The following is a 25,224-nucleotide window of genomic DNA, read 5'->3' on the forward strand; positions in this document are numbered from 1 at the left end:
TATATTTTAGTCTCTAATTACAAACCTAAATATGTTAAAAAGAATCTTTATTCCTGTTTTGTTATTTGCTGGCGTGCACGCTATGGCTCAGAAGACGTTCGAACCGTATGAGCAACCCATTGAAGGAACCAATCTGACGTTCAAAATGCTAGCAATCCCTGGTGGTAGTTTTAAAATGGGAACTACAAGCGGCGGGAAAGAAGATGAAAAACCTGCACATGAGGTGAAGTTGGACCCATTTTGGATGGGGCAGTATGAAGTAACCTGGGATCTCTTTGAACCGTTTCTGTATAAAGATTATGAGATCGCAAAGAGTAAGGACGGTAAAGTATCCAAAGAGATTGATGCCGTTACGCGACCTACCAAACCCTATTTGGATATGACTTTTGGTTTTGGAAAAGAAGGACACCCGGCCTTGGCGATGACCCATTACAATGCCATCCAATTCTGTAAGTGGTTGTATGTCCGTACGGGTGTGTTTTATCGTTTACCAACAGAGGCTGAGTGGGAATATGCAGCTCGAGCTGGTTCAAAGACAACTTATTTTTTCGGTGATCAAGCAACGCCATTAGCAGATTATGCCTGGTTTAAAGATAACGGTGAACAGAAAACACATATTGTAGGACAGAAGAAACCGAACCCTTGGGGCCTTTATGATATTTATGGCAATGTTGCTGAGTGGACTTATGACCAATATAAGGCCGATAGTTACAATGAAGGCAAAGGAAAGGTATTGACCAACCCCGTAGTTGTTCCGACAACCCTGTATCCACATGTTGTACGAGGTGGTGCTTTTGACAGTGGGACCGAGGACATGCGCTCTGCAGCGCGTGGTGCTTCAGATCCCGTGTGGAAACAGTTGGATCCACAAATTCCAAAAAGTAACTGGTGGTTTCCGGAAGCCCCATTTGTGGGTATGAGACTGGTAAGACCCCTTAATCCACCCAGTCACGAAGAAATTATGGCTTATTACGACAAACAGCCAATCAAAGACTTTTAATATAAAATAATCAATATAAAACTGTTATGGAAAATCTAGAAAGAAGAGATTTTATTAAAACTTCTGCTGTAGTTGCTGGGGGCGCTGTGTTGAGCTCAATGCCTTTATCAGGTGCATATGCTGCTGGTTCAGATGTTATCAAAGTTGCCTTAGTGGGCTGTGGGGGCCGCGGAACTGGAGCTACATTTGATGCGTTAAGTTCGGGAATGAACATTAAAGTGGTGGCACTTGCAGATGCTTTTAAAGATAATTTAGAGAGTACTTATAAAACGCTGAAGGAAAAACGGCAAGATAAGATCGATGTAAGTGACAACCATAAATTTGTAGGGTTCGATGCGTATAAAGATGCAATTCAATTGGCCGATGTTGTTATTTTGGCAACTCCTCCAGGATTTAGACCAATGCATTTTGAGGAAGCGATCCGTCAAGGTAAACATGTTTTCATGGAGAAACCGGTAGCGGTTGATATACCTGGTGTACAACAGGTCTTACGTGTGGCTGCAGAAGCTAAACGTAAAAAATTGAATGTTGTGGTTGGTTTGCAACGCCGTTATCAAACGAATTACCGTGAGGCTATCAAACGTATTCACGAAGGTGCTATCGGTGATGTTACCTCTGGACAAGTCTACTGGAACTCAGGTGGCGTATGGGTGCGTCCGCGCAAGCCAGAGCAAACTGAAATGGAGTACCAAATGCGTAACTGGTATTATTTTAACTGGTTGTGTGGCGATCATATCGTTGAGCAGCACGTGCACAATATTGATATCGCCAATTGGGTAAAAGGCGCTTATCCCGTATCGATCCAAGGTACAGGGAGCAGAGCACACCGTACAGGCAAAGAGTATGGTGAAATCTATGATAATTTTGCATTAGAATTAACCTATGCTGATAACAGTGTTGTTTATAGTCAGTGTAGACACTTTGAGGGTATACATAACCGTGTAGACGAGCAATTCCAGGCAACAAAAGGACGTGCTTATCTTTCTGCAGGTGGACAGGCTGTATTGTACGACTGGAAAGGAAAAGAAATCTATCGCCATGATGCTAAGGGCAATCCAAATCCTTATCAACAAGAACATAAGGAACTTTTTACAGCAATTTCGAAAGGCGAATATAAATTTGATAATGCAGAATATGGTGCTTATAGTACGTTGACAGGTATTATCGGGCGTATTGCTTGTTATACAGGTAAGGTGATCAAATGGGATGAAGCCTTGAAATCTACTATCAAACTGGGGCCAGATGTACTTGCTTGGGATGCTAAACCAAAGTTACTTCCGGATGCAGAAGGTTTTTACCCTGTAGCGATGCCTGGTCAAAACACAAACCTATATATTTAAGTTTTTGGGCCGATGGGATTAAGGTGGAATTTGTGTCTTCTATTTTTTGTCACGATTTGTTGCATTGATGTACAGGCGCAAATACCATCAACGAAACTCCATAAAATTCGGCTGGAAGGACCCGCGCAGGGGACTCAATTCCATATCACTTACTTCGCTTCCGACAGTCTTGTTAGACGGTCGGAAGTTGACAGTATTTTAACGGCGATTGATTTGTCGATGTCAATTTATCGGAAGGACTCGAGAATATCCAAGTTCAATACAGATACGGTAATGTCTATCGTGATGGATAGCCATATGGCCAAGGTGATAAAAGCTTCCTTTAAATATCATAAATTATCGAAAGGTCAATTCGATATTACTATTGCCCCGCTAGTCAACCTATGGGGCTTTGGTGCTAATAAGAGTCCGGTCGCCCCAGATTCGGCGACGGTGCTAAAAGCGAAGGAACTAGTGGGAATGCACTATCTGAAGGTTAGCGGCAATCGGCTGATCAAAAAGAAGAAAGGGATTAAAGTAGATGTAAATGGTATTGCCCAGGGCTATACGGTAGATGTTTTGGCCGACTATCTTGGGCGAAAGGGGATTGCCAATTATATGGTAGAGGTCGGTGGTGAAATCAGGGCTTTGGGGACTCCGCCAAGTGGGCAGGGCTTTTCTATTGGTATTGTTCAGCCCGATGATGCGGGCGGGGAGGAATTGATGACCGCTGTTGCGCAGCTCAAAGAAGGGGCGCTGACAACGGCAGGCAGTTTCGAAAAGTTTATGAAGTACAAAGGGAAAAAATTGGGTCATCATATCGACCCTGTTTCGGGTTTTCCATACATGACCGATATATTGAGTGTCAGCGTCTATGCGAAGACTGCTATGGAAGCAGATGCACTGGATAATTATTTTATGGGCATGGAACCCGAACAAGTTAAGACAAAGGCCAAAAAATTGAAGGGTGTGGAGGTTTTTGTCATTTTTAAAAATAAAAATCAGTCCATCGAAGCGATTTATTCGGATGGATTTGGTAAATTATTTAAAAATTAATCAATTATAAATAAAATGAAGAGATCGGATTTTATTAAAGGTAGTCTTTTGGCCGCCGGGGCAGGACTAGCTGGACAGACTTTTGCGTCAACCACTCAAAATACAGCAAATACGATGGATAAAGGAAAGACATTTAACTTAAATTATGCCCCGCATCAGGGGATGTTCAAAAATCATGCAGGTGACAATTTCCTGGATGAAATTCGGTATATGTATGATTTGGGATTTCGTGGAATAGAAGATAATGGCTATTTGGGCAGAACATTGGATGAGCAGAAGAAGATCGGTGATTTATTGGCTAAGTTAGGCATGACAATGGGTGTATTTGTTGTGGATGGCGGACAAAACTGGATGCCTTCTTTAGCGACGGGTAAACAAGAGTATTTAGATAAGTTTGTCGAAACATGCAAGAAGTCTGTCGAAGCTGCCAAGCGTTGCAATGCAAAATGGCTGACTGTGGTACCGGGCTTTTATGAAAGAAAACTACCTTGGGGTAATCAGTTCAGCAACATACTTACTGCGATGCGTAAGGGTGCGGAGATCTTTGAACCACATGGTTTGGTGATGGTGTTGGAAACCTTAAGTGATACACCAGATTTATTTTTGCAGCAAACACATGAGACGTATGCTTTATGTAAGGCCGTGAACAGTCCATCCTGTAAAATTTTATATGATATTTATCATATGCAGCGTACCGAAGGAGATTTAATTGCAAATATGAATCGTTGCTGGGATGAAATTGCTTATATTCAGATCGGCGATAATCCAGGCCGTAAAGAACCGACTACAGGAGAGATCAATTATAAAAACGTATTCAAACACATTCATAGTAAAGGATATAAGGGTATCATGGGGATGGAACATGGTATTTCCAAACCTGGTAAAGAGGGTGAGGATCGCTTGGTGGCAGCTTATCGGGAGGTCGATAGCTTTTTGTAATATTTTAATAGTGTACTATTGACAATTAGATTTAATTTCTTAAATTGAGCAGGTAAAACCAATTAGTAGTATTGTAAAACACCATTTTTTTTATGATTTCATCAACAATAAAATTTAAACTATCCTTCATGATGTTCCTCGAATTTTTTATTTGGGGGGGATGGTTTGTCACATTAGGTACTTTCTTGAGCAAAAATCTACATGCAACGGATTTTGAAATGGCCAATGTATTTTCAACACAATCATTGGGTGCTATTATTGCTCCCTTTATTGTCGGAATGATTGCAGATCGCTATTTCAATGCGGAGCGTATTTTGGGTGTTTTACACTTGGTCGGTGCGGTATTGATGTATCAGATGTATGGTGCTGCAGACATGTCGACATTTTATCCATATGTTTTGGCCTATATGATACTTTACATGCCAACATTAGCTTTGGCTAGTTCGGTTTCCTTTCGCCAATTAACCAATCCGGAAAAACAATTTTCAGGTATACGTATCTGGGGAACAATCGGTTGGATTGTTGCAGGTCTTGCAATCAGTTATATCTTTAGATGGGACGCTGCGGCATCAGAGGGAGCTTTGAAAAATACCTTCTTAATGTCAGGTGTTGCCTCATTGGTACTCGGGGTGTTTTCTTTTGCATTGCCTAAAACACCGCCGGTTAAACTGGATGAAAATGAAAAACCATCCTTTGCATCAATCATTGGTTTGGATGCGATCAAATTATTGAAAGACAAAAACTTCTTGATTTTTTTCATTTCGTCGGTATTGATCTGTATTCCGTTGGCATTTTATTATTCAAATGCAAATTTGTTCCTTTCAGAAATAGGTCTGGAAAATCCAACGGGTAAAATGACAATCGGTCAGGCATCGGAAGTGTTGTTTTTATTGGCCTTACCTGTATTTTTTACAAAATTTGGCTTTAAGAAAACAATCCTTGTGGGGATGTTGGCTTGGGTAATCCGTTACCTGTTATTTGCTTATGGCAATGCGGGTGAATTATCGTTCATGTTGTTGATCGGTATTGCATTGCACGGTATCTGTTATGACTTTTTCTTTGTTTCGGGACAGATTTATACAGATAGCAAAGCTGGTGTTAAATACAAATCGGCAGCACAGGGCTTGATCACTTTGGCAACCTATGGTGTTGGACAATTGATCGGTTTCTGGGTAGCAAGTTATGTCGGAGATAAGTACAAAGAATTGAAAGCAACTGATATGGCGGCATTCTGGAATCATACTTGGGTTGTACCTGCAATTATCGCAGCTGTTGTATTTTTTATCTTTTTAGCTTTATTTAAGGACGAAAAGATCGACAGTACAAATGCTGCACACTAAACAGAAAAAATAACTATTTAAAAACAAATAATTAGAAGAGAGATGGCAACAAATACTTATGACGCAATTGTAATCGGTTCGGGGATAAGTGGTGGATGGGCTGCGAAAGAATTGACAGAGAAAGGGCTGAAAACAATTATGCTGGAGCGTGGTCGTAACATTGAACACATCAAGGATTATACTGCGCCAAATAAAAATCCATGGGAATGGCCTCATGCTGGTGGTCGTACGCAACAAATGATCGAAGATTATCCGGTTTTGCGTAGAGATTATCCTTTGAATGAGAAGAACCTGGATTTTTGGGTAAATGAAAAAGAGAGTCCATATACAGAGGTAAAACGTTTTGACTGGTACCGTGGGTATCATGTTGGTGGACGTTCTTTAATGTGGGGAAGACAATCTTATCGTTTGGGCGATTTGGATTTTGAAGCTAACTTAAAAGATGGCCACGGTGTGGATTGGCCGATTCGTTATAATGAAATTGCTCCTTGGTATAGTTATGCTGAAAAATTTGCGGGTATCTCTGGAAATAGAGACGGTGTACCGTCTTTGCCAGATGGAGATTACATGCCTGCAATGGCGATGAATATTGTTGAAAAAGACCTGGCTGAGCGTTTGAAAAAACAATACGGTGGTCAACGTCATTTCATCATGGGTAGAACAGCAAACATTACTGTTCCGCATCATGACCGTGTAAATTGTCAATATCAAAATCAATGTTGGTTGGGTTGTAATTTTGGTGCTTATTTCAGTACGCAATCGGCGACTCTTCCTGCAGCAAAAAAGACAAATAACTTGACATTACGTCCTTTTTCTATCGTAACAAAAATTATCTACGATAAAAACACGAAAAAGGCAAAAGGCGTTGAGATTGTAGATGCTGAAACAAATCAAACTTATGAGTTTTTCGCTAAAGTAATTTTTGTTTGTGCATCTGCATTGAACTCGACTTGGGTATTGATGAACTCAGCTACAGATGTTTGGGAAGGTGGTTTAGGAAGTAGCAGCGGTGAATTGGGCCACAATTTGATGGATCACCATTTCCGTTGTGGTGCTGGTGGTAAGTTGGAAGGCTATTTAGATAGCTATGTATTTGGACGTAGACCGACAGGTTTGTATGTACCACGTTTTGTAAACGTCGAAGGTGATACCAAAAAACGCGACTATGTACGTGGATTTGGCTACCAAGGTGCTGCAGGTCGTGGACGCTGGTCTGGTGCAGTAGCAGAGATGGAAGTAGGTGGCGCTTGGAAAGATGCGATCTGTGAGCCAGGCGACTGGACGGTTGGCTTTACAGCCTTTGGAGAAACCTTGCCATATCACGAAAATAAAATTACACTTGACAAGTCCAAAAAAGATAAATGGGGTTTACCTGTATTGTCTTTTGACGCTGAGATCAAGGATAATGAATTGAAGATGCGTGGTGACATGCAAAATGAAATGAAGGAAATGTTGGAAAGCATTGGCGTAAAAGATACGTATACGTACGATAACGTATATGGTCTGGGCCAAGGTATCCACGAAATGGGAACTGCCCGTATGGGACGTGATCCGAAAACTTCGGTATTAAATGGTAACAACCAAGTTTGGGATGCATTGAATGTTTTCGTAACGGATGGTGCTTGTATGACTTCTGCAGGTTGTGTCAACCCTTCATTAACGTATATGGCACTTACTGCTCGTGCGGTTGATTTCGCAGTGAGCGAATTGAAAAAAGGTAACATCTAATAGCTAAAGATTGATAACAATGGAAAATAACTCAAATAAGACGAGTAGAAGAGGTTTTATAAAGAGCGCGGCAACAGCTGCTGCGGCTTTTATGATCGTCCCTCGCCATGTATTGGGCGGAAATGGCTTTACAGCTCCAAGTGACAAATTGCAAGTAGCAGGTATTGGTGTAGGGGGTAAAGGTTTTAGTGACATCAATGCATTCCATGATTCAGGAAAGGCAGATCTAGCTTTCTTGTGTGATGTGGACGACCGTCGTGCAGCTGGTGCGTTGAAACGTTACCCGAAAGCAAAATATTACAAAGACTACCGTGAGATGTTGGATAAGGAGCACAAACGTATAGAAGCCGTTTCTGTATCAACTCCAGATCATCAACATGCGATTCAAGCGCTTGCAGCTATGCAATTGGGTAAACACGTGTACGTTCAAAAACCGTTGACTCACGATGTATGGGAAGCGAGAGCATTGACGCATGCAGCTAAGAAATATAAGGTTGTTACCCAAATGGGAAATCAAGGTGCATCAAATGATGGACCACGTTTTGTACGTGAATGGTACGAAGCAGGTCTGATCGGTGATGTACATACGGTATATTGTTGGACAGATCGTCCGGTATGGCCTTCAGGTATTGCATGGCCTACAGGTAAAGCTGAAATTCCAAAAGAATTGGATTGGGACCTTTGGTTAGGTACAGCGCCACATAAAGAGTATGTTGACAAATTGGTGCCTTTCAACTGGCGCGGCTGGTGGGATTACGGTACTGGTGCATTGGGCGATATGGGCTGCCACTTGTTGGAAGTTCCTTTCAGTACTTTAGGATTGACTTATGTACAAGATGTACAGGCAACTGTAGGATCGGTGTATGTGGATGAGTTCAAACGGGGATATTTCCCTGAAAGTTGCCCTCCATCGAGCCATGCGACATTAACTTTCCCTAAAACGCCGCGTACAAATGGTCCTGTTACGTTACATTGGATGGATGGTGGTATTCAGCCTGCCCGTCCAGATGAATTAGGTCCAAACGAAATTTTTGGTGACGGTGGTAATGGTATCTTACTTGTTGGTACAAAAGGTAAAATCCTTGCTGATACTTACGGCCAGAATGCACGCTTGTTGCCGACTTCAAGAAAAGAACAGGTGGCACAGAAATATGCCCGTGTTCAAGGACAAGAAGGCGGACACTATGCACAATGGGTTGAAGCTTGTCAGGCTGGATACGGCAAGAAAGAAGTGAGTTCACCTTTTGAAATAGCAGGTCCGTTGACAGAAGCTTTATTAATGGCTAACCTGGCAATCAGAGGTGCTGATTTACGTATTGATGGTAAATACCCTGGACGTAACTTAAAATTGTTGTGGGATAACGATAACATGCGTGTCACCAATTTTGATAACGTCAATCAATATGTAAAACGTAATTACAGACAAGGTTGGGAAATGAAATATAATTTCTAAAATTAAGATATTTAGTAGTATGAATAGAAGAGAAGCATTACAACGAGTTGCCTTAATTTTAGGAGGTACCGTTATCGGCGCTAATTTATTTTTGGAAGGTTGTACACGCTCAGCAACAAAAGATGTACAAGCCTTGTTTGAAGCGAAGACAACTGATTTATTAGGTGACTTGGCTGAAGCAATTTTACCAGCTACCGCAACTCCGGGTGCGAAAGAAGCAGGGGTAGGAAGTTTTATTCCGGTCATGGTTCGCGATTGTTATACGGAGAAGCAACAAAAAGCATTTTTAACTGGTTTTGGGAGCTTAGATGATAAAGCAAAAGAGGTGAAAGGAAAACCATTCCTGGAGCTTTCTGCTGAAGACAGAACAGCTGTTGCCGCTGCTTTGGATAAAGAAGCAAACGAGTTTAATAAAAAGCAAGCTGAAGATCAAAAAGATATTCTGGAGAAAAATAAAGAAAAACAAAATCAATTGTACAATTATGTTGAGAACGATCCACCACACTGGTTCACGATGTTCAAACAGTTGACATTGACTGGTTTCTTTAACTCAGAGCTGGGTTGTACAAAAGCTTTGCGTTTTGTGAAGATCCCAGGAAGATTTGATGGTAACCTTCCTTACAAAAAAGGAGATAAGGCATTTGCATAACATTATGCTATATGTAAAATAAAAGGGAGGCCCAAAGCCTCCCTTTTTTATTTTGTTTTTATAGCCAAAGCAAAGTGGATTCGTTGCTGTTTAGTAACCGTCATAAAGTAACCTTGATCTGTTGCATCGCCGTTAATTTCAACGGTATCATTATAGCGTAATTCACGCAGGTAATTCATCTCTAAGGATCTGATCTGATTGGTCAATACCAGCTCAATGGGCAATCTGTCCATACACCAATCCAGGTATTTTACATTGTTGGCGTGATTGACAATGTCCAGGTCAGAAAGCCTAACGCTATATTCATCAATATTTTTGACGGTCTGGGAAATATTCAATTTTGAAAATGGCTGTTGTGTTGCCGGGCGATCAGGATAGGTGGTAAAATCTTCAGTGGAAATTGCGAGTGTTTCAGAGCTCCTTTTCACGGTATTGATAACAGCCCAATAACTGGTTGCAGTAACATAGATCTGTCCATTGACTGTAATTTCGAAATTCCGCGTTGAGCGTGCGCCCTCTAATTCTTGAACCCAAGTTTTTACCTTGACATGGTCCATCCATTTGGGCAAGCGTGCAATCTCTATGCGTATGCGGCTAAGTACCCAGGTTTGGTTATGTTTGGCCATTTCTTTAAAACCGAATCCGACAGCATTGGCATGTTCTCCCGCGGTAAGCTGCAGGATATTGGATAAATCGGAGAAACGAATACGGCCGTTAGAATAGCATTGTGTGAAATAAATTTCCCACTCTTTTTCAAAAACAGATTTTTCCATTTACATATTGTTTTGATCAAAAATAGGCAATATGAATGATTTTGGCTATAAATTCAAAATGAAATGACACTATATTTAGATATCTCGTTATAAATGCCTGTTGGGCTTGCTGGTAACCCTCAAAGCGGAGCAGTGTGTCCAAAGTACAATCGTTTTTTTATTGTAAAATAAATGATAGTTTTCAAGGATTTAATTGATTTTTATCATGGGAATCGGTAGATTTAAATAAGCCAATGGCAGAAAGAGATAAAATAAGATTGGCTTTAAAGCGTTATAAAAGTAGCATAGCGCAAAACAATAATTTACACATTAAATGCTAGTATTATGGTTGGAGAACTAATAGCTAAAGAGGAAATTCCTCAATTTAAATTTATCCCGGCGAGTGAAGATAAGACAGCGACTTTTATGGATAAATTGAAAGGGGCACTTCGGTTGGGAAATGAGTTTAAATCCAAAACTGAAATCGCCTTTGAGACTGATTCCGGACCAAAGCGTATCGAGACCACTGTATGGTCGTTAACCGATAGATATATTCAGATTAAAAGTGGCGTTTTAATACCGCTGAAATCTATTATAGCAATTGACTATTAAATAGACAAAGAAAGGCTCCTTATTTAGTTAAGGAGCCTTTCGCTTTTAATAATAGATGCTGTTAAGAAGCGCATCAGATAGTGTTCCTTTCTAAGAGGGCCTCTTGCAAAAAGAAATTTCTAATACGTTTCGCCTGTTAATTCTTTTAGGCGTATCTCGGATACCTTCGCATCATATTGTGCTGTATAGCTACGTGTCATTACATTGATGTAGTTTAACTGCGCTGTTCTTACTTCTAAGGTTGTGATGGTACCGATACGGAATTTATCCATCGTGATGTTTAAATTTTCTTTTGCCAGCTCCTCATTTTTCCGTTCTACATTAGCCAGCTCCATATTGGTGATGTAGGTTTGGAATAGGGTTCTGACCTGAGCCTGGATATCTTGTTTTTGCTGCTGTATCTGTAGCTCGGAGCCTTTAATCTGAAATTTGGCAATCCGTTCGTTTCTATTTTGCAGAAATCCATTGAAAATATTAAGGGAAGCCGATACGCCGTAGGTAAGACCTCTATTTTTGTTTTCTGTCGAGAAACCGAGGGAGGAGTGGGATTCGTTCCAATTGTACCCACTATTTAGGCCAATTTTTGGATAACGTTCGGCCTTAACTGCTTTTAAGTTGAGCTCGGCCACCCGATTGTTGATGATGGCAAGCTGAATTTGCGGATTTTGTCGATCGGCAATTTCGATCAGATTACCAAGTTTAAGATCCGTATCAAGTTTCATGTCGTCTTCAATTTGAAAATCTAGGCTCAAGTCGCGCGTCATCAGCTGATTGAGGTAAGTCTTGGTATTTTTGAAGCTTTCCTGTTGTCTGAGTAAGTTTGTCTGATCGGTATTTAAATCGACTTTTGCATTCAGGAGGTCAAGCTTGGAGCCTTTTCCGATCTCTAGGCGATTTTCGGCAAGCGTGACACGGTATCTCGATAAGGTGATGGTTGTATCTAGGGCATTTATCAGGCGCTTTTGCTGCACCAGATTGTAGTAGGTAGCCATGACTTCGCTGAGCTGGGTAATCACTTGATATTTAATCTCCGCTTCCCCTTGACGTTGTATTTCTTTGAAGCGGTCGCGACGGGCGAACATGCCCAATCCATCGAATATCGTCCAGTTTAGGTTAACTCCATAAGACATGTTATCATTTTTGGCATTGGAAATTTGCTGTATTTGACCATCTGCTCTGACCTGCCTTGAATTCTGGATGGAGTTGCTTCTATTGAACGTTCCAGTTACCGCTGGAAGCATACCGGCGCTTCCCAGACTGGTATTCTCCATATCGATGTTATTGTCATTTTTAGCCAAAAGAATATTGAAGTTATTGCTCAACGTTGTTTTTAGCGCATCTTCCAAGGTCAGTATCTCTTGTGCACGAGCTTGAAACATGATGGAGTAAAGTAATACTAGTAGGATGAAATTTCTCTTCATGTCTTTATTATTCGTAGCTTTTAATGTTATCAAATTCAGGTCTATGCTTTTTTTGTCTTGACCACATGTAATAGATTGCCGGGATAATGAACAAGGTTAGGATAAGGGAGAATATTGTACCACCAACGATAACAACCCCCATACCAATTCTACTCGTTGAAGCAGCTCCAAGTGACATGGCAATCGGTAATGCGCCCAAGGCAATGGCTAGACTTGTCATTAAGATCGGTCTGAGGCGTGATTCGGCAGAGTGCATAATTGCCTCAAATTTTTCCATTCCCTCTTCGCGCATCTGGTTGGCAAACTCAACAATCAAGATACCATTTTTGGTCACGAGACCAATGAGCATAATCGTTCCAATTTGGCTGAATATATTCCAGGTTTGATCAAATAACCATAGACTTATCAGTGCTCCGGCAACGGCCATGGGTACCGTAAGGATAATGATAAATGGGTCGAGGAAGCTTTCAAATTGGGCCGCTAAGATCAGGTAGATGAGCAACAAAGCAAGGCCAAAGGCAAATAGTGTATTGGAACTACTCTCAACGAAGTCACGTGATTCGCCACTGAGGTCGGTGGTGAAACTCTGATCGAGTACCTTTTCTTTTATGCGATCCATTGCTGCAATGCCGTCACTCATACTCATGCCCGGCGCCAAACCGGCTGAAACTGTAGCCGACATGTAGCGGTTATTGTGGTAGAGTTGGGGTGGACTGCTCTCTTCCTTAACGCTTACAACGTTGTCTAACTGGATAAGCTGTCCGAGGTTATTTCGCACGTAAATTGACGCAAGGTCTGTAGGTGTGGCTCTACGGTCGTTTTCAACCTGGCCTATGACCTGATATTGTTTGCCATCACGCATAAAATAAGCGAAACGTTGGCCGCTTAGTAATAATTGGAGGGACTGCGAAACGTCAAGTACAGAAACGCCCAGACTGAGGGCTTTCAGACGATCAATTTCGACATGCAGTTCGGGTTTGTTGAACTTCAGGTTGATGTCCGTTGTGGAGAATGCGGGATCGCTGTTGACCTCATTCATAAATTCGGGTATCTTTTCCTGAAGTTTTTCAAAATTTTGTGCCTGGATAATGTACTGAACAGGTAATCCACCTCTGCGATTCATGGATATCGTTGGCGTTTGCGAAACATTGACGCGGACACCATCGTATTTTTTTGTCCATTTGGTCAGTTCTTTTGCAATATCATCCTGAGACTTTTTACGTTCTTCAGGATCTACCAGTGTCATCCGTATACGTCCGGAGTTGACTGAGCTTGCGCCGAAACCCGGAGAGGTAATATTTAAACTGATTTTGTTTTCGGGAATGGAGTCATAGACTAATTTATCCAGATCTTGCATGTATCGGTCCATGTATTCATAAGTGGCACCTTCAGGGCCCGTCACATTGACAGAGATGCTGCTTCTGTCATCATAAGGTGCCGTTTCTTTTTTAATGGAGGAGAAAAGGATGCCAATAATCACAAAACATAGGATCAGAATTGGAAAGCTGATCCATTTGAATTTCATGAATTTTTCCAGCGCATTGGCATAACCTTTATTCATTTTAACGAACATGGGTTCTGTCCAATCGTAAAATTTTGTCTTCTTGTGTCCACCGCCTTTGATCAGATAGGCGTTGAGCATCGGCGTGAGGGTGAGGGAAACAAATGCGGAAACCAATACGGCCGAGGCGATGACGACACCAAACTCCCGGAAAAGCCGTCCCACAAAACCCTGAAGAAATATAACGGGTAAGAATACGGCTGCAAGTGTGATTGAAATGGAAATAACAGCGAAGAATATTTCCTTCGACCCTTTCAGGGCCGCCTCAATAGGGGACATTCCCTCTTCAACTTTCTTGAAGATATTTTCGGTAACAACGATACCGTCGTCGACGACAAGCCCCGTCGCGAGTACAATAGCGAGCAGCGTCAGTACATTGATGGAAAATCCGAAAATATACATAATAAAGAATGTCGCGATCAAGGATACGGGAATATCCAATAGAGGACGTAGTGCGATACCCCAGTCGCGGAAGAAAAAATAGATAATCAGGGTGACCAGAATGATCGAAATCAGGAGTGTCTCGGCGACTTCCTCAACAGATTTTTTGATGAATGTCGTATTATCAGAAGCGATGTTGAGTATAATATCCTGGGGCAAATCTTCTTTGATCTGATCGAGCATTTTATAGAAATTGTTGGCAATATCGAGGTAATTTGTTCCGGGCTGCGGAATAATGGCAATACCGACCAGCTGTTTACCGTTACTGACCATTTTTGTTTCGAGATTTTCAGCATCTATTTCTGCCCGGCCAATATCGATAAACTTGACGATACGGCTGCTATCAGCCTTTAAAATGATGTTATTGAATTGCTCAGGAGTAGACAGGTTACCGACGGTTTTTACGGTGAGCTCGGTTGTGTTTCCGACAATTTTCCCCGAAGGTAATTCAACATTCTGGCTATTCAATGCTGTACGAATATCCGAAGCCGTGATACCATAAGCAGCCATACGGTCGGGGTTGAGCCATAGACGCATGGCGTAACGTTTTTGACCATAGATCTGTGTGCTGCTGACACCGGGGATGGTTTGCAACCTTTCGGAAATCACATTTTCGGCGTAGTCGCTCAGCGAAAGTTTATCGCGCGTCTCACTTTGCAATGTCAATGTAATAATAGGATCGGAGTCCGCATCGGCTTTGGATACCACTGGTGGGGCATCAATATCCTGTGGTAGGCTTCGCACGGCTTGGGATACTTTATCCCGGACATCATTTGCGGCTTCCTCAAGGTTCTTTTTTAAGTCAAACTCAATGGTGATATTACTGGATCCTTGATTGCTCGAAGAAGAGATGTTGCGGATACCATCGATCGAGTTTATGGCCTTTTCTAGCGGCTCGGTAATCTGAGATTCAATGATATCTGGATTGGCACCGGCATAGTTTGTTCTGACGGAAACAATCGCTGGGTCAATAGAGGGGTATTCGCGTACGCCTAGAAAACTAAAACCAATATAGCCAAACAATATGATGGTAATATTGACGACAATAGTTAAAACAGGACGTTTAATAAAAACTGCAGATAAATTCATGTACAACTAGTTAGCTAATGATACCTTAACTTTTGCTCCATCTTTTAACGACAGAACGCCCGTGGTTAAAACGGTGTCACCGGCACTGATGCCAGATAGAATGACGATGTCTTTGTCGGTACGCGCACCTGTTTCAACCTTCACTTCCTTGGCAAGGCCATGTTGTAATACAAAGACCTTTTTTCCATCCTGTACGGGAACAATGGCTTCTGTTGGAATGGATATCGCATCGTTTTCCACTTCGATCGGCACAATCACATTGACAAAGGATCCGACTTTCAATTTGCCCTGATCGTTCGTTGCTCTGGCGCGGACGGTGAGTGTTCTGGTGTTAAGTGATACTTGCGGTTCAACGGCGTAAATGTTTGCTTTTATGACGGTTGGGTCGTTGGCTACGCTGAACTCAATGGGCATGTTTATTTTAACAATATTGCTGTATTTTTCGGGAACTGCAAAGGTAATTTTGACAAGATTGTCCTTCACTAAGTTTGTAATCAGGGTACTGGATGAGACAATGGCACCTACGGAAATATTCCGAAGTCCAATCATGCCACTAAAAGGGGCGCGGATGGTTGTTTTGGATATTTGTGCCTGAATCAACTGGATCTGTGCTAAGGAGGTTTTTAAAGCTGCACTGGCTATATCAAACTCTTCCTGACTGATTGCTCCTTTTTGCAGCAGCAGTTTGGCCCGACGTTCATTTTCGGCATTCAGCTGGTTTGTTGTTTGTGCTTGTCTTAATTGTGCCTGAAGTTCAATATCATCAATCTTGATCAAGGGTTCGCCCTGTTTGATGCGCTGCCCTTCGGAGAAATAGATTTTGGTGATTCGACCACTTACTTCACTTCTGATTTCAACCTGCTCTTCTGCGTCAATGCTTCCCGAGAGATTAATGGATCGATCGGCGACGGAAGATTTGGCAATAATAGCCTGTGCGGGGACTGGCATATCTTTTTTCCCATTGGGCTTATCAGCTTCTTTTTTGTCTTTTTTAGCAGTTATCAGAAAGTATCCACCTCCAAACACAGCACAAGCCAAAAGGAGGTAAATGATCGATTTTTTATTCATACGATATAGTCTCTTATGTACTTTTTACATTTAACGGGTAAATATAGGTTTATTATTATGAGGATATCAGTTGTCAAAAGGATTTTACAATACGACCAAAACTTTGCAAATGAACATCGAAACGGGCATCGAAATGGACGTAGCGGGAACGATTGGAAATAAAAAAAGCCAGAAATAAGTTTCTAGCTTTATTGATTACTATTTTTTTGATTTTGCTTTTTGTTCCACTTCTGTTGAAGCCTCATTTTTTACTTTTGGCTTGATGGCAGCTTTCGATACATGTGGTCTTCTTTTTCCAAAAGAACCATTTGATATTTTTCCTCTTCTGGTCTTGATATCACCTTTTCCCATAGTGTAAAATATTTTGGTTTTAACAAATTATATTGATTACCTAAATATAACACTTTCTTTTCGGATGTTCAACCTGTTCATTTTTAAATAATTGGAAAAATACGTTTTTGAATAGCTACATTGAAGTTTTGATTAATCGTGTCGAAAAATAAATTATTGACGGGCCTGTTTTCAGCGACTAAATAAGGGATTTCCAATATTTTGTTCTTTAACTTGATACGGTAGTAGCCATATAATAAACCTTTGGTCGTTTGAATTGATTCGATCTTCTGAACGGCTTCTATGTCCTTAAAAATGTTAAAAGCATAATTTTCTCCTTTTAGCTGTTCAATAAAAACCTCATTGGTTTTGGCATTGTACCATATTTGTTGGCTTTTGAGCTTACTAAAGTGGTTGTTGAACAGAAAGAGATAGCCCAACAAGAAAAAGGCAATCGGAAGCAGGAACAGGACAATTTTTATCTTCATGAACAGCAAAATGGTGATCAAAATGAGGATAACCCCCATAACGGCATTGGAAACGCTCTTCTTTAGATTTGCCTGGATGACTGGAGATGAAGCTTCAATCAACTGAAAACCTGATTTTAAATTTCTGGACATATCCTCGGTAAACCCAAATAGATTGAATTTTTTGCGTATCATCAGATAAGCAATAAGAACAATAAGCCCAATGATCAAAAACCGCATATTTTTCTTCTAGTATTGTTCGTCTTCGTTCGGGTATTGTACCGCTTTTACTTCGGCCACATAATTTCCTACTGCTGTTGTGATTTGTTCGTGCAAATTAGCGAAATGACGCATAAATTTTGGTTTGAAGTCGGCATTCATTCCAAGCATATCGTTAATCACAAGGACTTGTCCATCGCAATCCGGCCCAGCCCCAATACCCACTGTTGGAATCACTAGTTTTTCGGTTACTGTTTTAGCTAATTTTGCCGGTATCTTTTCCAGAACAATTGCAAAACAGCCCGCCTCCTGCAAAGCGAGTGCATCTTCGATGAGTTTAGCGGCTTCTTGTTCTTCTTTTGCCCGCACACCAAAATTTCCAAATTTATTGATGGATTGGGGAGTCAAGCCCAGGTGTCCACATACAGGGATGCCTCCGGCAATGATTTTTTTGATGTTTTCAATGATTTCAAGTCCTCCCTCTAGTTTCAATGCGTGCGCACCCGATTCTTTCATCATGCGTACAGCTGCATTGTAAGCCTCATTAGCAGAGCCCTGATAAGATCCAAATGGCAAATCTGCTAATACCATGGCACGTTCGGTACCCCTAGCAACGGCAGCGGCATGGTAGATCATATTATCTAGGGTGATAGGCAAGGTGGTTTCGTAGCCAGCAAATACGTTGGCAGCGGAATCTCCAATCAAAATAACGTCAACACCAGCTTGATCTACCATTTTGGCCATGGAGTAATCATAGCTTGTAAGCATAGAAATCTTTTCCTGACGTTCTTTCATGGCTTGCAGCATTGCTGTGCTTACTCGTTTCATTTCTTTGTTTACAGACATCTTAACTTATATTGTGTGTTCAAAAGTAAGCTTTTTATCATACATTGACCAATATTCTGCCTTGTGTTTTGTATTTTTGCAGAATGATACAAAATGAGACTCGTCTATTTAAATTCCCCAAATTTTCAGAATTAATCATCCATGAGGATGAAAATTTGATTGTTATCAATAAACCGCCGTTTATCGCTTCTTTAGATGAACGTGAGGGTGGGGAGGTCAATATTCTTCGCTTGGCGAAGAAATATCATCCTGATGCACAGGTATGCCACCGCCTGGATAAAGAGACCTCGGGTATTTTATTAATTGCAAAAAATCCAGAAACATACCGTACAATTTCCATTGCATTTGAAAAAAGAAAAGTGAATAAGATTTATCATGCAATCATAGGTGGTACACATACTTTTCAGGATTTGCTTGTCGATTTGCCCATCTTGAACCAAGGCAATAAAAATGTATCTATTGATCGTGCAAACGGCAAACCGGCAGAGACCATCTTCAATTCGATCAAATACTACAAGAACTATACCTTAGTGGAATGTAAACCCATTACAGGACGCATGCACCAAATCCGTATTCACCTAGCGACACAACATGCCGCTATTGTGGGGGATGACATGTATCGCGGTAAACCTGTGTATTTGTCCCAAATCAAGAAAAGGGGATATACATTATCCAAAGATGAAGAGGAACAACCCATTATGAAGCGTTTTGCACTACATTCAAAACATGTTGAATTTGAGTTGAACGGAGTTAAGATGGCTTTTGAGGCACCTTATCCAAAGGATTTTGCGACCTTGTTGAAGCTGTTGGATAAGTTTGATTCTTAATAGCGGGATTACCTATGAGTCCGAAGACAAAAAAGATAATCGGAAACGTTGTATTTGTATTGCTTATCGGTTTGTTGATCTGGCCAACAAGTAGAAGTTATTTTCAGCAATTTTTGATGAAAATGGGTTTTTTCAAACCTAAACTGGAGCTTAATTCAGCTTCTAAAGATTCCGATAGGGTGGCTCCAGGGGGCGCATTCAGTCATGTCTCCTTTGTCAACTCGCTGGGAGAAACAGTCAAGGTGGCGGATTTGAAGGGAAAAGTGGTGTTTATTAATTTTTGGGCAACGTGGTGTGCACCTTGTCGCGCAGAAATGCCTTCGATCAATGTACTCTATGATCGCTATAAAGATAACGCAAATATGGTGTTTTTGATTGTGGAGATAGAAGGCAACAAAGCAAAAGCAGAGGCTTTTATGAAGGAACAGCAGCTGACTTTGCCGATTAGTTTTCCAAATAGTGATATTCCAAAGGAGTGGCTCTCGGGTTCAATTCCTTCAACGGTAATATTGGACAAAGCGGGTAAGGTAGCGACTCGGCATGAAGGTATGGCGGATTATTCAAGCCCTGATGTAGGTAAATTTATTCAAGATTTAATCAATAAATAATTTTTAAGATCTCTAAATATAGCATGACAAGAGCAGAACTTATTCATCAAATAAAAGCGAAACGCTCATTTTTATGTGTCGGATTAGACACAGACCTCACCAAAATCCCGGAGCATCTCTTGGATGATGAGGATCCGATCTATAGCTTCAATAAGGCTATCATAGATGCAACAGCTGATTTATGTGTTGCCTATAAGCCCAATATTGCATTTTATGAATGTTATGGAATTAAAGGCTGGCAATCGCTTCAAAAAACCTGGGCTGCGTTACCAAAGGATTGTTTCAGTATTGCTGACGCAAAAAGGGGGGATATTGGCAATACGTCGGGACGTTATGCGATGGCATTTTTTGATGAAAAGACGTCTGGTCTTGGCTTTGATAGTATTACAATCGCACCTTATATGGGGAAGGACTCGGTGACTCCATTTTTGGATTTTAACGATAAATGGGCAATCGTACTTGCTTTGACATCGAATGAGGGTAGCTTGGACTTTCAAAATTTTGAAAACAAAGAAGGGCTGCAATTGTTCGAACAGGTGATCGATAAAGTCAATACCTGGGGGACACCTGACAATTTGATGTATGTTGTCGGAGCAACACGCGGAGAGGGCTTTATCAAAATTAGGGAACATGCACCAGACCATTTTTTATTGGTTCCAGGAGTGGGGGCGCAAGGAGGTTCGCTTGAAGATGTTTGTAAATTTGGTATGAACAAAGATTGTGGGCTTTTAGTAAACAGCACAAGGGGAATTATCTATGCTTCAAAAGGACGTGACTTCGCTGAAAGAGCACGAGAGGAAGCCCTAATTCTACAGAAAGAAATGGAAGTAGAACTGTTAAAAGCAGGCATTATTTCCTGATTTGACATTTAATAATTCATTCGTAATACTTACCTTTGCAGCATGCCAGAAAAAATTATAATTCTAGACTTCGGGTCTCAATACACACAGTTGATCGCTAGACGTGTCAGAGAACTAAATGTGTATTGTGAGATACACCCGTTCAATAAATTGCCAGATTTTGATGACTCCGTAAAAGGTGTTATCTTTTCAGGAAGTCCTTATTCTGTTAGACAAGAAGATGCACCGCAAATTGATTTTGTCGCTATTCAGGATCGTTTCCCACTTTTAGGAGTTTGTTACGGAGCACAATACATTGCTCAAAAATCAGGTGGTGAAGTGTTACCTTCTGAAATCCGCGAATATGGTCGTGCAAATCTGCAGTTTGTCAATAGTGAGAATGAATTATTGGCAGGAGTACCAACTCAATCGCAGGTATGGATGTCTCATGGAGACACTATCAAAGAAGTTCCTGCAAATTTTGATATTATAGCAAGTACAGATAAAGTTCGTGTTGCTGCTTATCAAGTAAAAGGCACCCGTACCTATGGTATACAATTCCACCCGGAAGTAACACATAGTACTGATGGGGCTATCTTATTGAAAAACTTCGTTGTAAACATTTGTGGTTGTGCACAGGATTGGACACCAGACGCATTTGTTGAAACAACAGTATCCTCTTTGAAAGAGCAATTGGGTGACGATCACGTTATCATGGCTCTGTCGGGAGGAGTAGATTCGACAGTAGCAGCAGTATTGTTGCACCAAGCAATCGGAAAAAAATTACATTGTATTTTCGTAGATCATGGTCTGCTTCGTAAAGATGAATACGAGCAGGTGTTGGATTCTTACAAAAATATGGGGCTAAATATTAAAGGAATAAATGCCAAGGATTTATTTTATGGTAGATTAGCTGGGGTTTCTGAACCAGAAGAGAAACGCAAAATCATTGGTAATTCATTTATTGATGTTTTTGATGAAGCTGCAAAAGAAATCCAAAAGGAATTACCTGAAGGAATTGAAGCGAAATGGTTGGGACAAGGAACAATTTACCCAGATATTATCGAGTCGGTTTCAGTGAAAGGACCTTCAGCAACAATCAAATCGCACCATAACGTTGGTGGTTTACCTGATTTCATGAAATTGAAAGTCGTAGAACCACTTAAAACGTTGTTTAAAGATGAAGTAAGAAGAGTAGGAAAGGCTTTAGAAGTGGATCAGGCAATTTTAGGCAGACATCCCTTCCCTGGACCAGGTTTGGCAATTCGTATTTTAGGTGATATTACACCTGAGCGTGTACGTATTGTACAAGAAGCTGATGCGATCTTTATCAATAATCTGAAGGAAGCTGGCTGGTACGATAAAGTATGGCAAGCTGGTACAATTTTCTTGCCAGTGCGTTCTGTAGGCGTAATGGGTGACGAGCGTACTTACGAGCATGTTGTTAGCTTACGTGCAGTTGGTTCTCTTGATGGAATGACTGCGGATTGGATACATTTACCATATGACCTGTTGGCAAAAATTTCAAATGAAATTATCAACCATGTGAAAGGAATAAACAGAGTTGTATATGATATCAGTTCAAAACCGCCCGCTACAATTGAGTGGGAATAAAATATGGGTTGCGGCACTTGTAGCATTATGTCTTGCAAGCTGCACAACCAAAAAAAGCACAGTATTGCGTTCGCCTTCCTCTGGTCAAGGCGAACAGCAAACTGCTGTGACTAAGCCAGCAGTTGACAAAGATAAGACCATTGCCAAAGTGGGGGATATCCAGGATGTCAACGGCCATGCTGTGAAAAATAATCGCATCGCCTTGCTATTACCGTTCGAGTTAAGTGGTATTGCGGGGACGATTACAAAAGAAGATGTGGAGCGTTCTTCCTTGGCTCTTGATTTTTATCAGGGATTTCAATTGGGCCTTGACAAAATTGCCAAAGAGGGTGCTTTATTTGATCTACAGGTAATTGATTCTCGAGACAATGTTGCCTACAATGCGACTTTAGGGACTTCGGCGAATGTCAAAGATGCCGTACTTGTGGTCGGTCCGGTATATCCGCGTGAGATAAAAAGCTTTGGGCAAACATTTGCAAATAAGAATGTGCTACAAGTTTCTCCGTTGGCGGCGACTATGGCTTCTGAATTTAGCCTACCCAATTTGGTCTCCATCACACCTTCTATTCGTACACACGCAGAAACATTAGCAAAATTTGTTGCTGATCAGTACTATACAGGTGATCAGATCCTGGTATACGATGCCGGTGACGATGAAAGCAAACAGTTTCTAGTCAATTTTGTTAGCGAAATTTCAAAGGCTAATGCACAGGCAAAAGTAAAAACGGTTTATAATCTTGCCGAACTGGATAATAATCTTGTATTGACCGGTTCAAATCATATTGTAAGTGGTACCGCCAATAAGAATCTTGTGAAAGCCCTATTGGATAATATGGACGAACGCTTTTTGAATCCAGGTAATCAATTTAAATTATATGGACATCCAAATATGGCTAAGCTTTCGTTTGAGAATTTCGAAAATATGGATTTCTATGGACTTACTATTACCTCTTCCAACTTGGTGAATGAGGGGGATAGTGATACCCGGAAATTTATTGGAAATTATAAATCGGCTTATAAAGTAGACCCGTCTGAGTTTTCTTATAAAGGTTATGATGCGGCATTGTATTTCGGTCGATTAATTCATAAATATGGCGTGGATTATGTTAGCCGAATGACGCAAGATAAGTTTTCGGGATTGAATAGCGATTACAAATTTGAGTTTTATCCAAAATGGGGCTATGCTAATAGAGCTTTGGGTATAATGGTTTATCACAACAAAAAATTTGAAAGAAAATAATCTTTGAATGGCTGAATTCAGTGAAAGACGTGTTCATCAGCAAATACGTAATTTTGAGCGGGCAATGGATGGTTTTGAAGCTGATCAACCATTTTCGCGTTATTTGACTACTTTTTTTAAGTTGAACAAGCAAATGGGATCTTCTGATCGGAAGTCTACCTCCCGTTTATGTTATAATTATTTTCGTCTGGGAATGGCGGCTTCGCAGTTGTCACAACAGCGTAGATTGGTGCTTGCGGAATTTCTATGTGAACAGGAAAGCCCTTTGGTGGCCCTTTTTGAGCCTTCCTATAGCGATAAACTCCATCTGCCGCTGAAAGATAAAATTGCATTTCTGACGTCTGAGGGTGTTTTTAATCCGAATGATATCTTTCCTTTTGCGGATTATATTTCTGAAGAGGTTGACTTGGTACAATTTTTAGAGAGCCAGTTGATCCAGCCCAACTTATATATTCGGGTGAAACGCGGGAAGACAAAGGTCGTGTGCGCTATTTTGGATAACAATCAGATTCCTTATTCCCTGATTAGCGATCAGACTATCGCCTTGAATAATGGAACATCCTTGCAGCGATTTGATGCCTTGGATGGGATTATAGAAGTGCAGGATCTGTCTTCGCAGCGCACTTTGGATTATATGGAACCCGCTGAAAGAGAATCCTGGTGGGATGCATGTGCGGCTTCGGGTGGCAAATCGCTCTTGTTGATGGATGCTTGTCCATCTGTTAATCTTTTGGTTTCTGATGTTCGCATGAGTATTCTCCGAAATCTCGATGAACGTTTTGACCGTGCCGGAATAAAGCATTACCGAAAAAAAATACTCGATCTTACCAAGGATAGCTTCGCAATTCTTGGGAGCGAACGATTTGACGGGGTGTTATTGGATGCGCCTTGTACTGGATCTGGAACCTGGGGGCGTACACCAGAAATGGTTAGACAGTTTCGGGTCGCTAAGATTGCCGAATTCAATGCACTACAACAGAATATTGCAAGTAATGTGGTGGGGCATGTTAAAGCGGGCAAGCCTTTGATTTATATAACCTGCTCTATTTTTAAAGCAGAAAACGAAGATGTTGTCAATTACATTGTAGATAATTTTGGTTTTGAAATAGAACGTATGGACTATTTGAAAGGTTATGAAGAGAAAGCGGATAGTATGTTTGTGGCACGATTGATTAAAAAGTAATTTGTATATAATAAAAGCAAAAAAGGCTATTTTTTCCATTGAAAAAATAGCCTTTTTTATAAATATGGACCGTTTAATATCAGTCACATTTACTTGGAACAACGAGTACAGGGCAGGTAGATTTACGAATGACTGATTCGGATACAGAGCCTGAAATAAAGTGATCAAAGCCCGTCCGTCCATTGGTCCCCATAATAATAAGATCTGCAGACCACTCATGGGACGCCGCCAGAATTTCTTCTTTGATGGATCCGATTCGATTAAAAAGATATACTTCGCCTGCGCCTGTAAATTCGCGGCTTATTTTCTCAAGATATTTTTGTGCATTATCCTGTTCCATTTCCGATACTTCTGGAACGATAATAGGTTGCTGACCTAATAGCGGGTCGGCACCAAAGCTGGCCGGAGAAGTAGGGGGAACAACGGTGACAAGCGCTATGGAGGCTCCAAATACCGCGGCCATTTCTTTGGCATATAGTATAGCCTTTTCTGAGCATGGTTCGTCGTCAATAGCGACGAGTATCCTTTTGAATTTTGAATTTGTATTCTCCATTTCTACTATAATTAATTTATCTTCGTCATATAATATATAATCACATTTTTGACGATTTTGTTTTGTTTAG

Annotated in this window: 23 protein-coding genes; 15 read left to right on the plus strand and 8 right to left on the minus strand. The window is 41.0% G+C overall.

Annotated elements, in window-relative coordinates:
- Positions 1-31 precede the first annotated feature (31 nt).
- From B4N43_RS05020 to B4N43_RS05055, 8 genes are all read left to right on the plus strand, one after another.
- The gene (locus B4N43_RS05020) at positions 32-1,000 is read left to right on the plus strand and encodes a formylglycine-generating enzyme family protein (RefSeq protein ID WP_286733230.1); all 969 of its coding nucleotides are present in this window, start codon (positions 32-34) and stop codon (positions 998-1,000) included.
- Positions 1,001-1,026: 26 nt separating this feature from the next.
- A complete protein-coding gene (locus B4N43_RS05025) occupies positions 1,027-2,340 on the plus strand; it encodes a Gfo/Idh/MocA family oxidoreductase (RefSeq protein WP_286733232.1) in 1,314 nt (437 codons plus the stop codon).
- A 12-nt stretch (positions 2,341-2,352) separates the two neighbouring features.
- Positions 2,353-3,375: an FAD:protein FMN transferase gene (locus tag B4N43_RS05030; protein WP_286733234.1), complete on the plus strand. Its 1,023-nt coding sequence runs from the start codon at positions 2,353-2,355 to the stop codon at positions 3,373-3,375.
- Between the two features lie 15 nt (positions 3,376-3,390).
- Positions 3,391-4,314: a hydroxypyruvate isomerase family protein gene (locus B4N43_RS05035; protein ID WP_075992889.1), complete on the plus strand. Its 924-nt coding sequence runs from the start codon at positions 3,391-3,393 to the stop codon at positions 4,312-4,314.
- 95 nt (positions 4,315-4,409) lie between these two features.
- Positions 4,410-5,654, plus strand: a complete 1,245-nt coding sequence (locus B4N43_RS05040; protein ID WP_075994834.1) for a nucleoside permease — start codon at positions 4,410-4,412, stop codon at positions 5,652-5,654.
- Positions 5,655-5,696: 42 nt separating this feature from the next.
- Complete coding sequence (locus B4N43_RS05045) at positions 5,697-7,382, plus strand: GMC oxidoreductase (protein WP_153844724.1); 1,686 nt, start codon at positions 5,697-5,699, stop codon at positions 7,380-7,382.
- Positions 7,383-7,401: 19 nt separating this feature from the next.
- Positions 7,402-8,835 (plus strand): Gfo/Idh/MocA family protein, encoded by a 1,434-nt coding sequence (locus B4N43_RS05050; protein ID WP_120334075.1) that lies wholly within the window; start codon positions 7,402-7,404, stop codon positions 8,833-8,835.
- Positions 8,836-8,854: 19 nt separating this feature from the next.
- Positions 8,855-9,484: a gluconate 2-dehydrogenase subunit 3 family protein gene (locus B4N43_RS05055; protein ID WP_075992886.1), complete on the plus strand. Its 630-nt coding sequence runs from the start codon at positions 8,855-8,857 to the stop codon at positions 9,482-9,484.
- A 47-nt stretch (positions 9,485-9,531) separates the two neighbouring features.
- On the opposite strand, the gene B4N43_RS05060 is transcribed toward B4N43_RS05055, so the two are convergent.
- A complete protein-coding gene (locus B4N43_RS05060; RefSeq protein ID WP_286733241.1) occupies positions 9,532-10,257 on the minus strand; it encodes an acyl-[acyl-carrier-protein] thioesterase in 726 nt (241 codons plus the stop codon).
- Positions 10,258-10,581: 324 nt separating this feature from the next.
- Here B4N43_RS05060 and B4N43_RS05065 point away from each other — a divergent pair, with 324 nt between their 5' ends.
- On the plus strand, positions 10,582-10,848 hold the full coding sequence (locus B4N43_RS05065) for a hypothetical protein (protein WP_172462508.1): 267 nt from the start codon (positions 10,582-10,584) through the stop codon (positions 10,846-10,848).
- 119 nt (positions 10,849-10,967) lie between these two features.
- Here the strand turns inward: B4N43_RS05065 and B4N43_RS05070 are convergent, their stop codons facing one another.
- The 6 genes from B4N43_RS05070 to panB all read right to left on the minus strand — a co-directional run bounded on the left by B4N43_RS05070 (position 10,968) and on the right by panB (position 18,290).
- Positions 10,968-12,269 (minus strand): TolC family protein, encoded by a 1,302-nt coding sequence (locus B4N43_RS05070; protein ID WP_286733242.1) that lies wholly within the window; start codon positions 12,267-12,269, stop codon positions 10,968-10,970.
- Between the two features lie 7 nt (positions 12,270-12,276).
- Positions 12,277-15,360: an efflux RND transporter permease subunit gene (locus B4N43_RS05075; RefSeq protein WP_120334078.1), complete on the minus strand. Its 3,084-nt coding sequence runs from the start codon at positions 15,358-15,360 to the stop codon at positions 12,277-12,279.
- A gap of 6 nt (positions 15,361-15,366) precedes the next feature.
- Positions 15,367-16,428, minus strand: coding sequence for an efflux RND transporter periplasmic adaptor subunit (locus B4N43_RS05080; RefSeq protein WP_120334079.1), 1,062 nt, complete (start codon positions 16,426-16,428; stop codon positions 15,367-15,369).
- Positions 16,429-16,626: 198 nt separating this feature from the next.
- The gene (locus tag B4N43_RS05085) at positions 16,627-16,779 is read right to left on the minus strand and encodes a 30S ribosomal protein THX (RefSeq protein ID WP_286733245.1); all 153 of its coding nucleotides are present in this window, start codon (positions 16,777-16,779) and stop codon (positions 16,627-16,629) included.
- Between the two features lie 83 nt (positions 16,780-16,862).
- The gene (locus B4N43_RS05090; RefSeq protein WP_157626111.1) at positions 16,863-17,465 is read right to left on the minus strand and encodes a hypothetical protein; all 603 of its coding nucleotides are present in this window, start codon (positions 17,463-17,465) and stop codon (positions 16,863-16,865) included.
- Positions 17,466-17,474: 9 nt separating this feature from the next.
- On the minus strand, positions 17,475-18,290 hold the full coding sequence (panB, locus tag B4N43_RS05095) for a 3-methyl-2-oxobutanoate hydroxymethyltransferase (protein ID WP_075992878.1): 816 nt from the start codon (positions 18,288-18,290) through the stop codon (positions 17,475-17,477).
- Positions 18,291-18,373: 83 nt separating this feature from the next.
- Here panB and B4N43_RS05100 point away from each other — a divergent pair, with 83 nt between their 5' ends.
- Genes B4N43_RS05100 through B4N43_RS05125 form a run of 6 tightly spaced genes read left to right on the plus strand, consistent with a single transcriptional unit; the run spans position 18,374 to position 24,601 of the window.
- The gene (locus B4N43_RS05100; RefSeq protein ID WP_153844717.1) at positions 18,374-19,117 is read left to right on the plus strand and encodes an RluA family pseudouridine synthase; all 744 of its coding nucleotides are present in this window, start codon (positions 18,374-18,376) and stop codon (positions 19,115-19,117) included.
- A gap of 14 nt (positions 19,118-19,131) precedes the next feature.
- Positions 19,132-19,725: a TlpA family protein disulfide reductase gene (locus tag B4N43_RS05105; RefSeq protein ID WP_286733251.1), complete on the plus strand. Its 594-nt coding sequence runs from the start codon at positions 19,132-19,134 to the stop codon at positions 19,723-19,725.
- Between the two features lie 23 nt (positions 19,726-19,748).
- The gene (pyrF, locus tag B4N43_RS05110; RefSeq protein ID WP_153844715.1) at positions 19,749-20,585 is read left to right on the plus strand and encodes an orotidine-5'-phosphate decarboxylase; all 837 of its coding nucleotides are present in this window, start codon (positions 19,749-19,751) and stop codon (positions 20,583-20,585) included.
- 42 nt (positions 20,586-20,627) lie between these two features.
- Positions 20,628-22,178 carry a glutamine-hydrolyzing GMP synthase gene (gene guaA, locus B4N43_RS05115; RefSeq protein ID WP_286733254.1) on the plus strand — a complete coding sequence of 517 codons (1,551 nt, stop codon included), beginning with the start codon at positions 20,628-20,630 and terminating at the stop codon, positions 22,176-22,178.
- A complete protein-coding gene (locus tag B4N43_RS05120; RefSeq protein ID WP_286733256.1) occupies positions 22,135-23,418 on the plus strand; it encodes an ABC transporter substrate-binding protein in 1,284 nt (427 codons plus the stop codon). The genes guaA and B4N43_RS05120 overlap by 44 nt, the downstream gene beginning before the upstream one ends.
- A 7-nt stretch (positions 23,419-23,425) precedes the next feature.
- Entirely contained in the window at positions 23,426-24,601 is a 1,176-nt protein-coding gene (locus B4N43_RS05125) for an RsmB/NOP family class I SAM-dependent RNA methyltransferase (RefSeq protein WP_286733258.1), read from the plus strand.
- 79 nt (positions 24,602-24,680) lie between these two features.
- Here B4N43_RS05125 and B4N43_RS05130 read toward each other — a convergent pair whose 3' ends face one another.
- Entirely contained in the window at positions 24,681-25,154 is a 474-nt protein-coding gene (locus tag B4N43_RS05130; protein WP_286733259.1) for a universal stress protein, read from the minus strand.
- Between the last annotated feature and the right edge of the window lie 70 nt (positions 25,155-25,224).

This window comes from Sphingobacterium sp. UBA1897 (genome assembly GCF_002337775.1).
In the GTDB taxonomy this organism is placed as follows: domain Bacteria; phylum Bacteroidota; class Bacteroidia; order Sphingobacteriales; family Sphingobacteriaceae; genus Sphingobacterium; species Sphingobacterium siyangense.

Coding starts and splice junctions, on each gene's coding strand:
- B4N43_RS05125 (WP_286733258.1), top strand. CDS start 23,426: ATGGCTGAATTCAGTGAAAGACGTGTTCATCAGCAAATACGTAATTTT.
- B4N43_RS05025 (WP_286733232.1), top strand. CDS start 1,027: ATGGAAAATCTAGAAAGAAGAGATTTTATTAAAACTTCTGCTGTAGTT.
- guaA (WP_286733254.1), top strand. CDS start 20,628: ATGCCAGAAAAAATTATAATTCTAGACTTCGGGTCTCAATACACACAG.
- B4N43_RS05120 (WP_286733256.1), top strand. CDS start 22,135: ATGATATCAGTTCAAAACCGCCCGCTACAATTGAGTGGGAATAAAATA.
- B4N43_RS05065 (WP_172462508.1), top strand. CDS start 10,582: ATGGTTGGAGAACTAATAGCTAAAGAGGAAATTCCTCAATTTAAATTT.
- B4N43_RS05075 (WP_120334078.1), bottom strand. CDS start 15,360: ATGAATTTATCTGCAGTTTTTATTAAACGTCCTGTTTTAACTATTGTC.
- B4N43_RS05130 (WP_286733259.1), bottom strand. CDS start 25,154: ATGGAGAATACAAATTCAAAATTCAAAAGGATACTCGTCGCTATTGAC.
- B4N43_RS05105 (WP_286733251.1), top strand. CDS start 19,132: ATGAGTCCGAAGACAAAAAAGATAATCGGAAACGTTGTATTTGTATTG.
- B4N43_RS05090 (WP_157626111.1), bottom strand. CDS start 17,465: ATGCGGTTTTTGATCATTGGGCTTATTGTTCTTATTGCTTATCTGATG.
- B4N43_RS05085 (WP_286733245.1), bottom strand. CDS start 16,779: ATGGGAAAAGGTGATATCAAGACCAGAAGAGGAAAAATATCAAATGGT.
- B4N43_RS05020 (WP_286733230.1), top strand. CDS start 32: ATGTTAAAAAGAATCTTTATTCCTGTTTTGTTATTTGCTGGCGTGCAC.
- B4N43_RS05035 (WP_075992889.1), top strand. CDS start 3,391: ATGAAGAGATCGGATTTTATTAAAGGTAGTCTTTTGGCCGCCGGGGCA.
- B4N43_RS05100 (WP_153844717.1), top strand. CDS start 18,374: ATGATACAAAATGAGACTCGTCTATTTAAATTCCCCAAATTTTCAGAA.
- B4N43_RS05055 (WP_075992886.1), top strand. CDS start 8,855: ATGAATAGAAGAGAAGCATTACAACGAGTTGCCTTAATTTTAGGAGGT.
- B4N43_RS05045 (WP_153844724.1), top strand. CDS start 5,697: ATGGCAACAAATACTTATGACGCAATTGTAATCGGTTCGGGGATAAGT.
- pyrF (WP_153844715.1), top strand. CDS start 19,749: ATGACAAGAGCAGAACTTATTCATCAAATAAAAGCGAAACGCTCATTT.
- panB (WP_075992878.1), bottom strand. CDS start 18,290: ATGTCTGTAAACAAAGAAATGAAACGAGTAAGCACAGCAATGCTGCAA.
- B4N43_RS05050 (WP_120334075.1), top strand. CDS start 7,402: ATGGAAAATAACTCAAATAAGACGAGTAGAAGAGGTTTTATAAAGAGC.
- B4N43_RS05070 (WP_286733242.1), bottom strand. CDS start 12,269: ATGAAGAGAAATTTCATCCTACTAGTATTACTTTACTCCATCATGTTT.
- B4N43_RS05080 (WP_120334079.1), bottom strand. CDS start 16,428: ATGAATAAAAAATCGATCATTTACCTCCTTTTGGCTTGTGCTGTGTTT.
- B4N43_RS05060 (WP_286733241.1), bottom strand. CDS start 10,257: ATGGAAAAATCTGTTTTTGAAAAAGAGTGGGAAATTTATTTCACACAA.
- B4N43_RS05030 (WP_286733234.1), top strand. CDS start 2,353: ATGGGATTAAGGTGGAATTTGTGTCTTCTATTTTTTGTCACGATTTGT.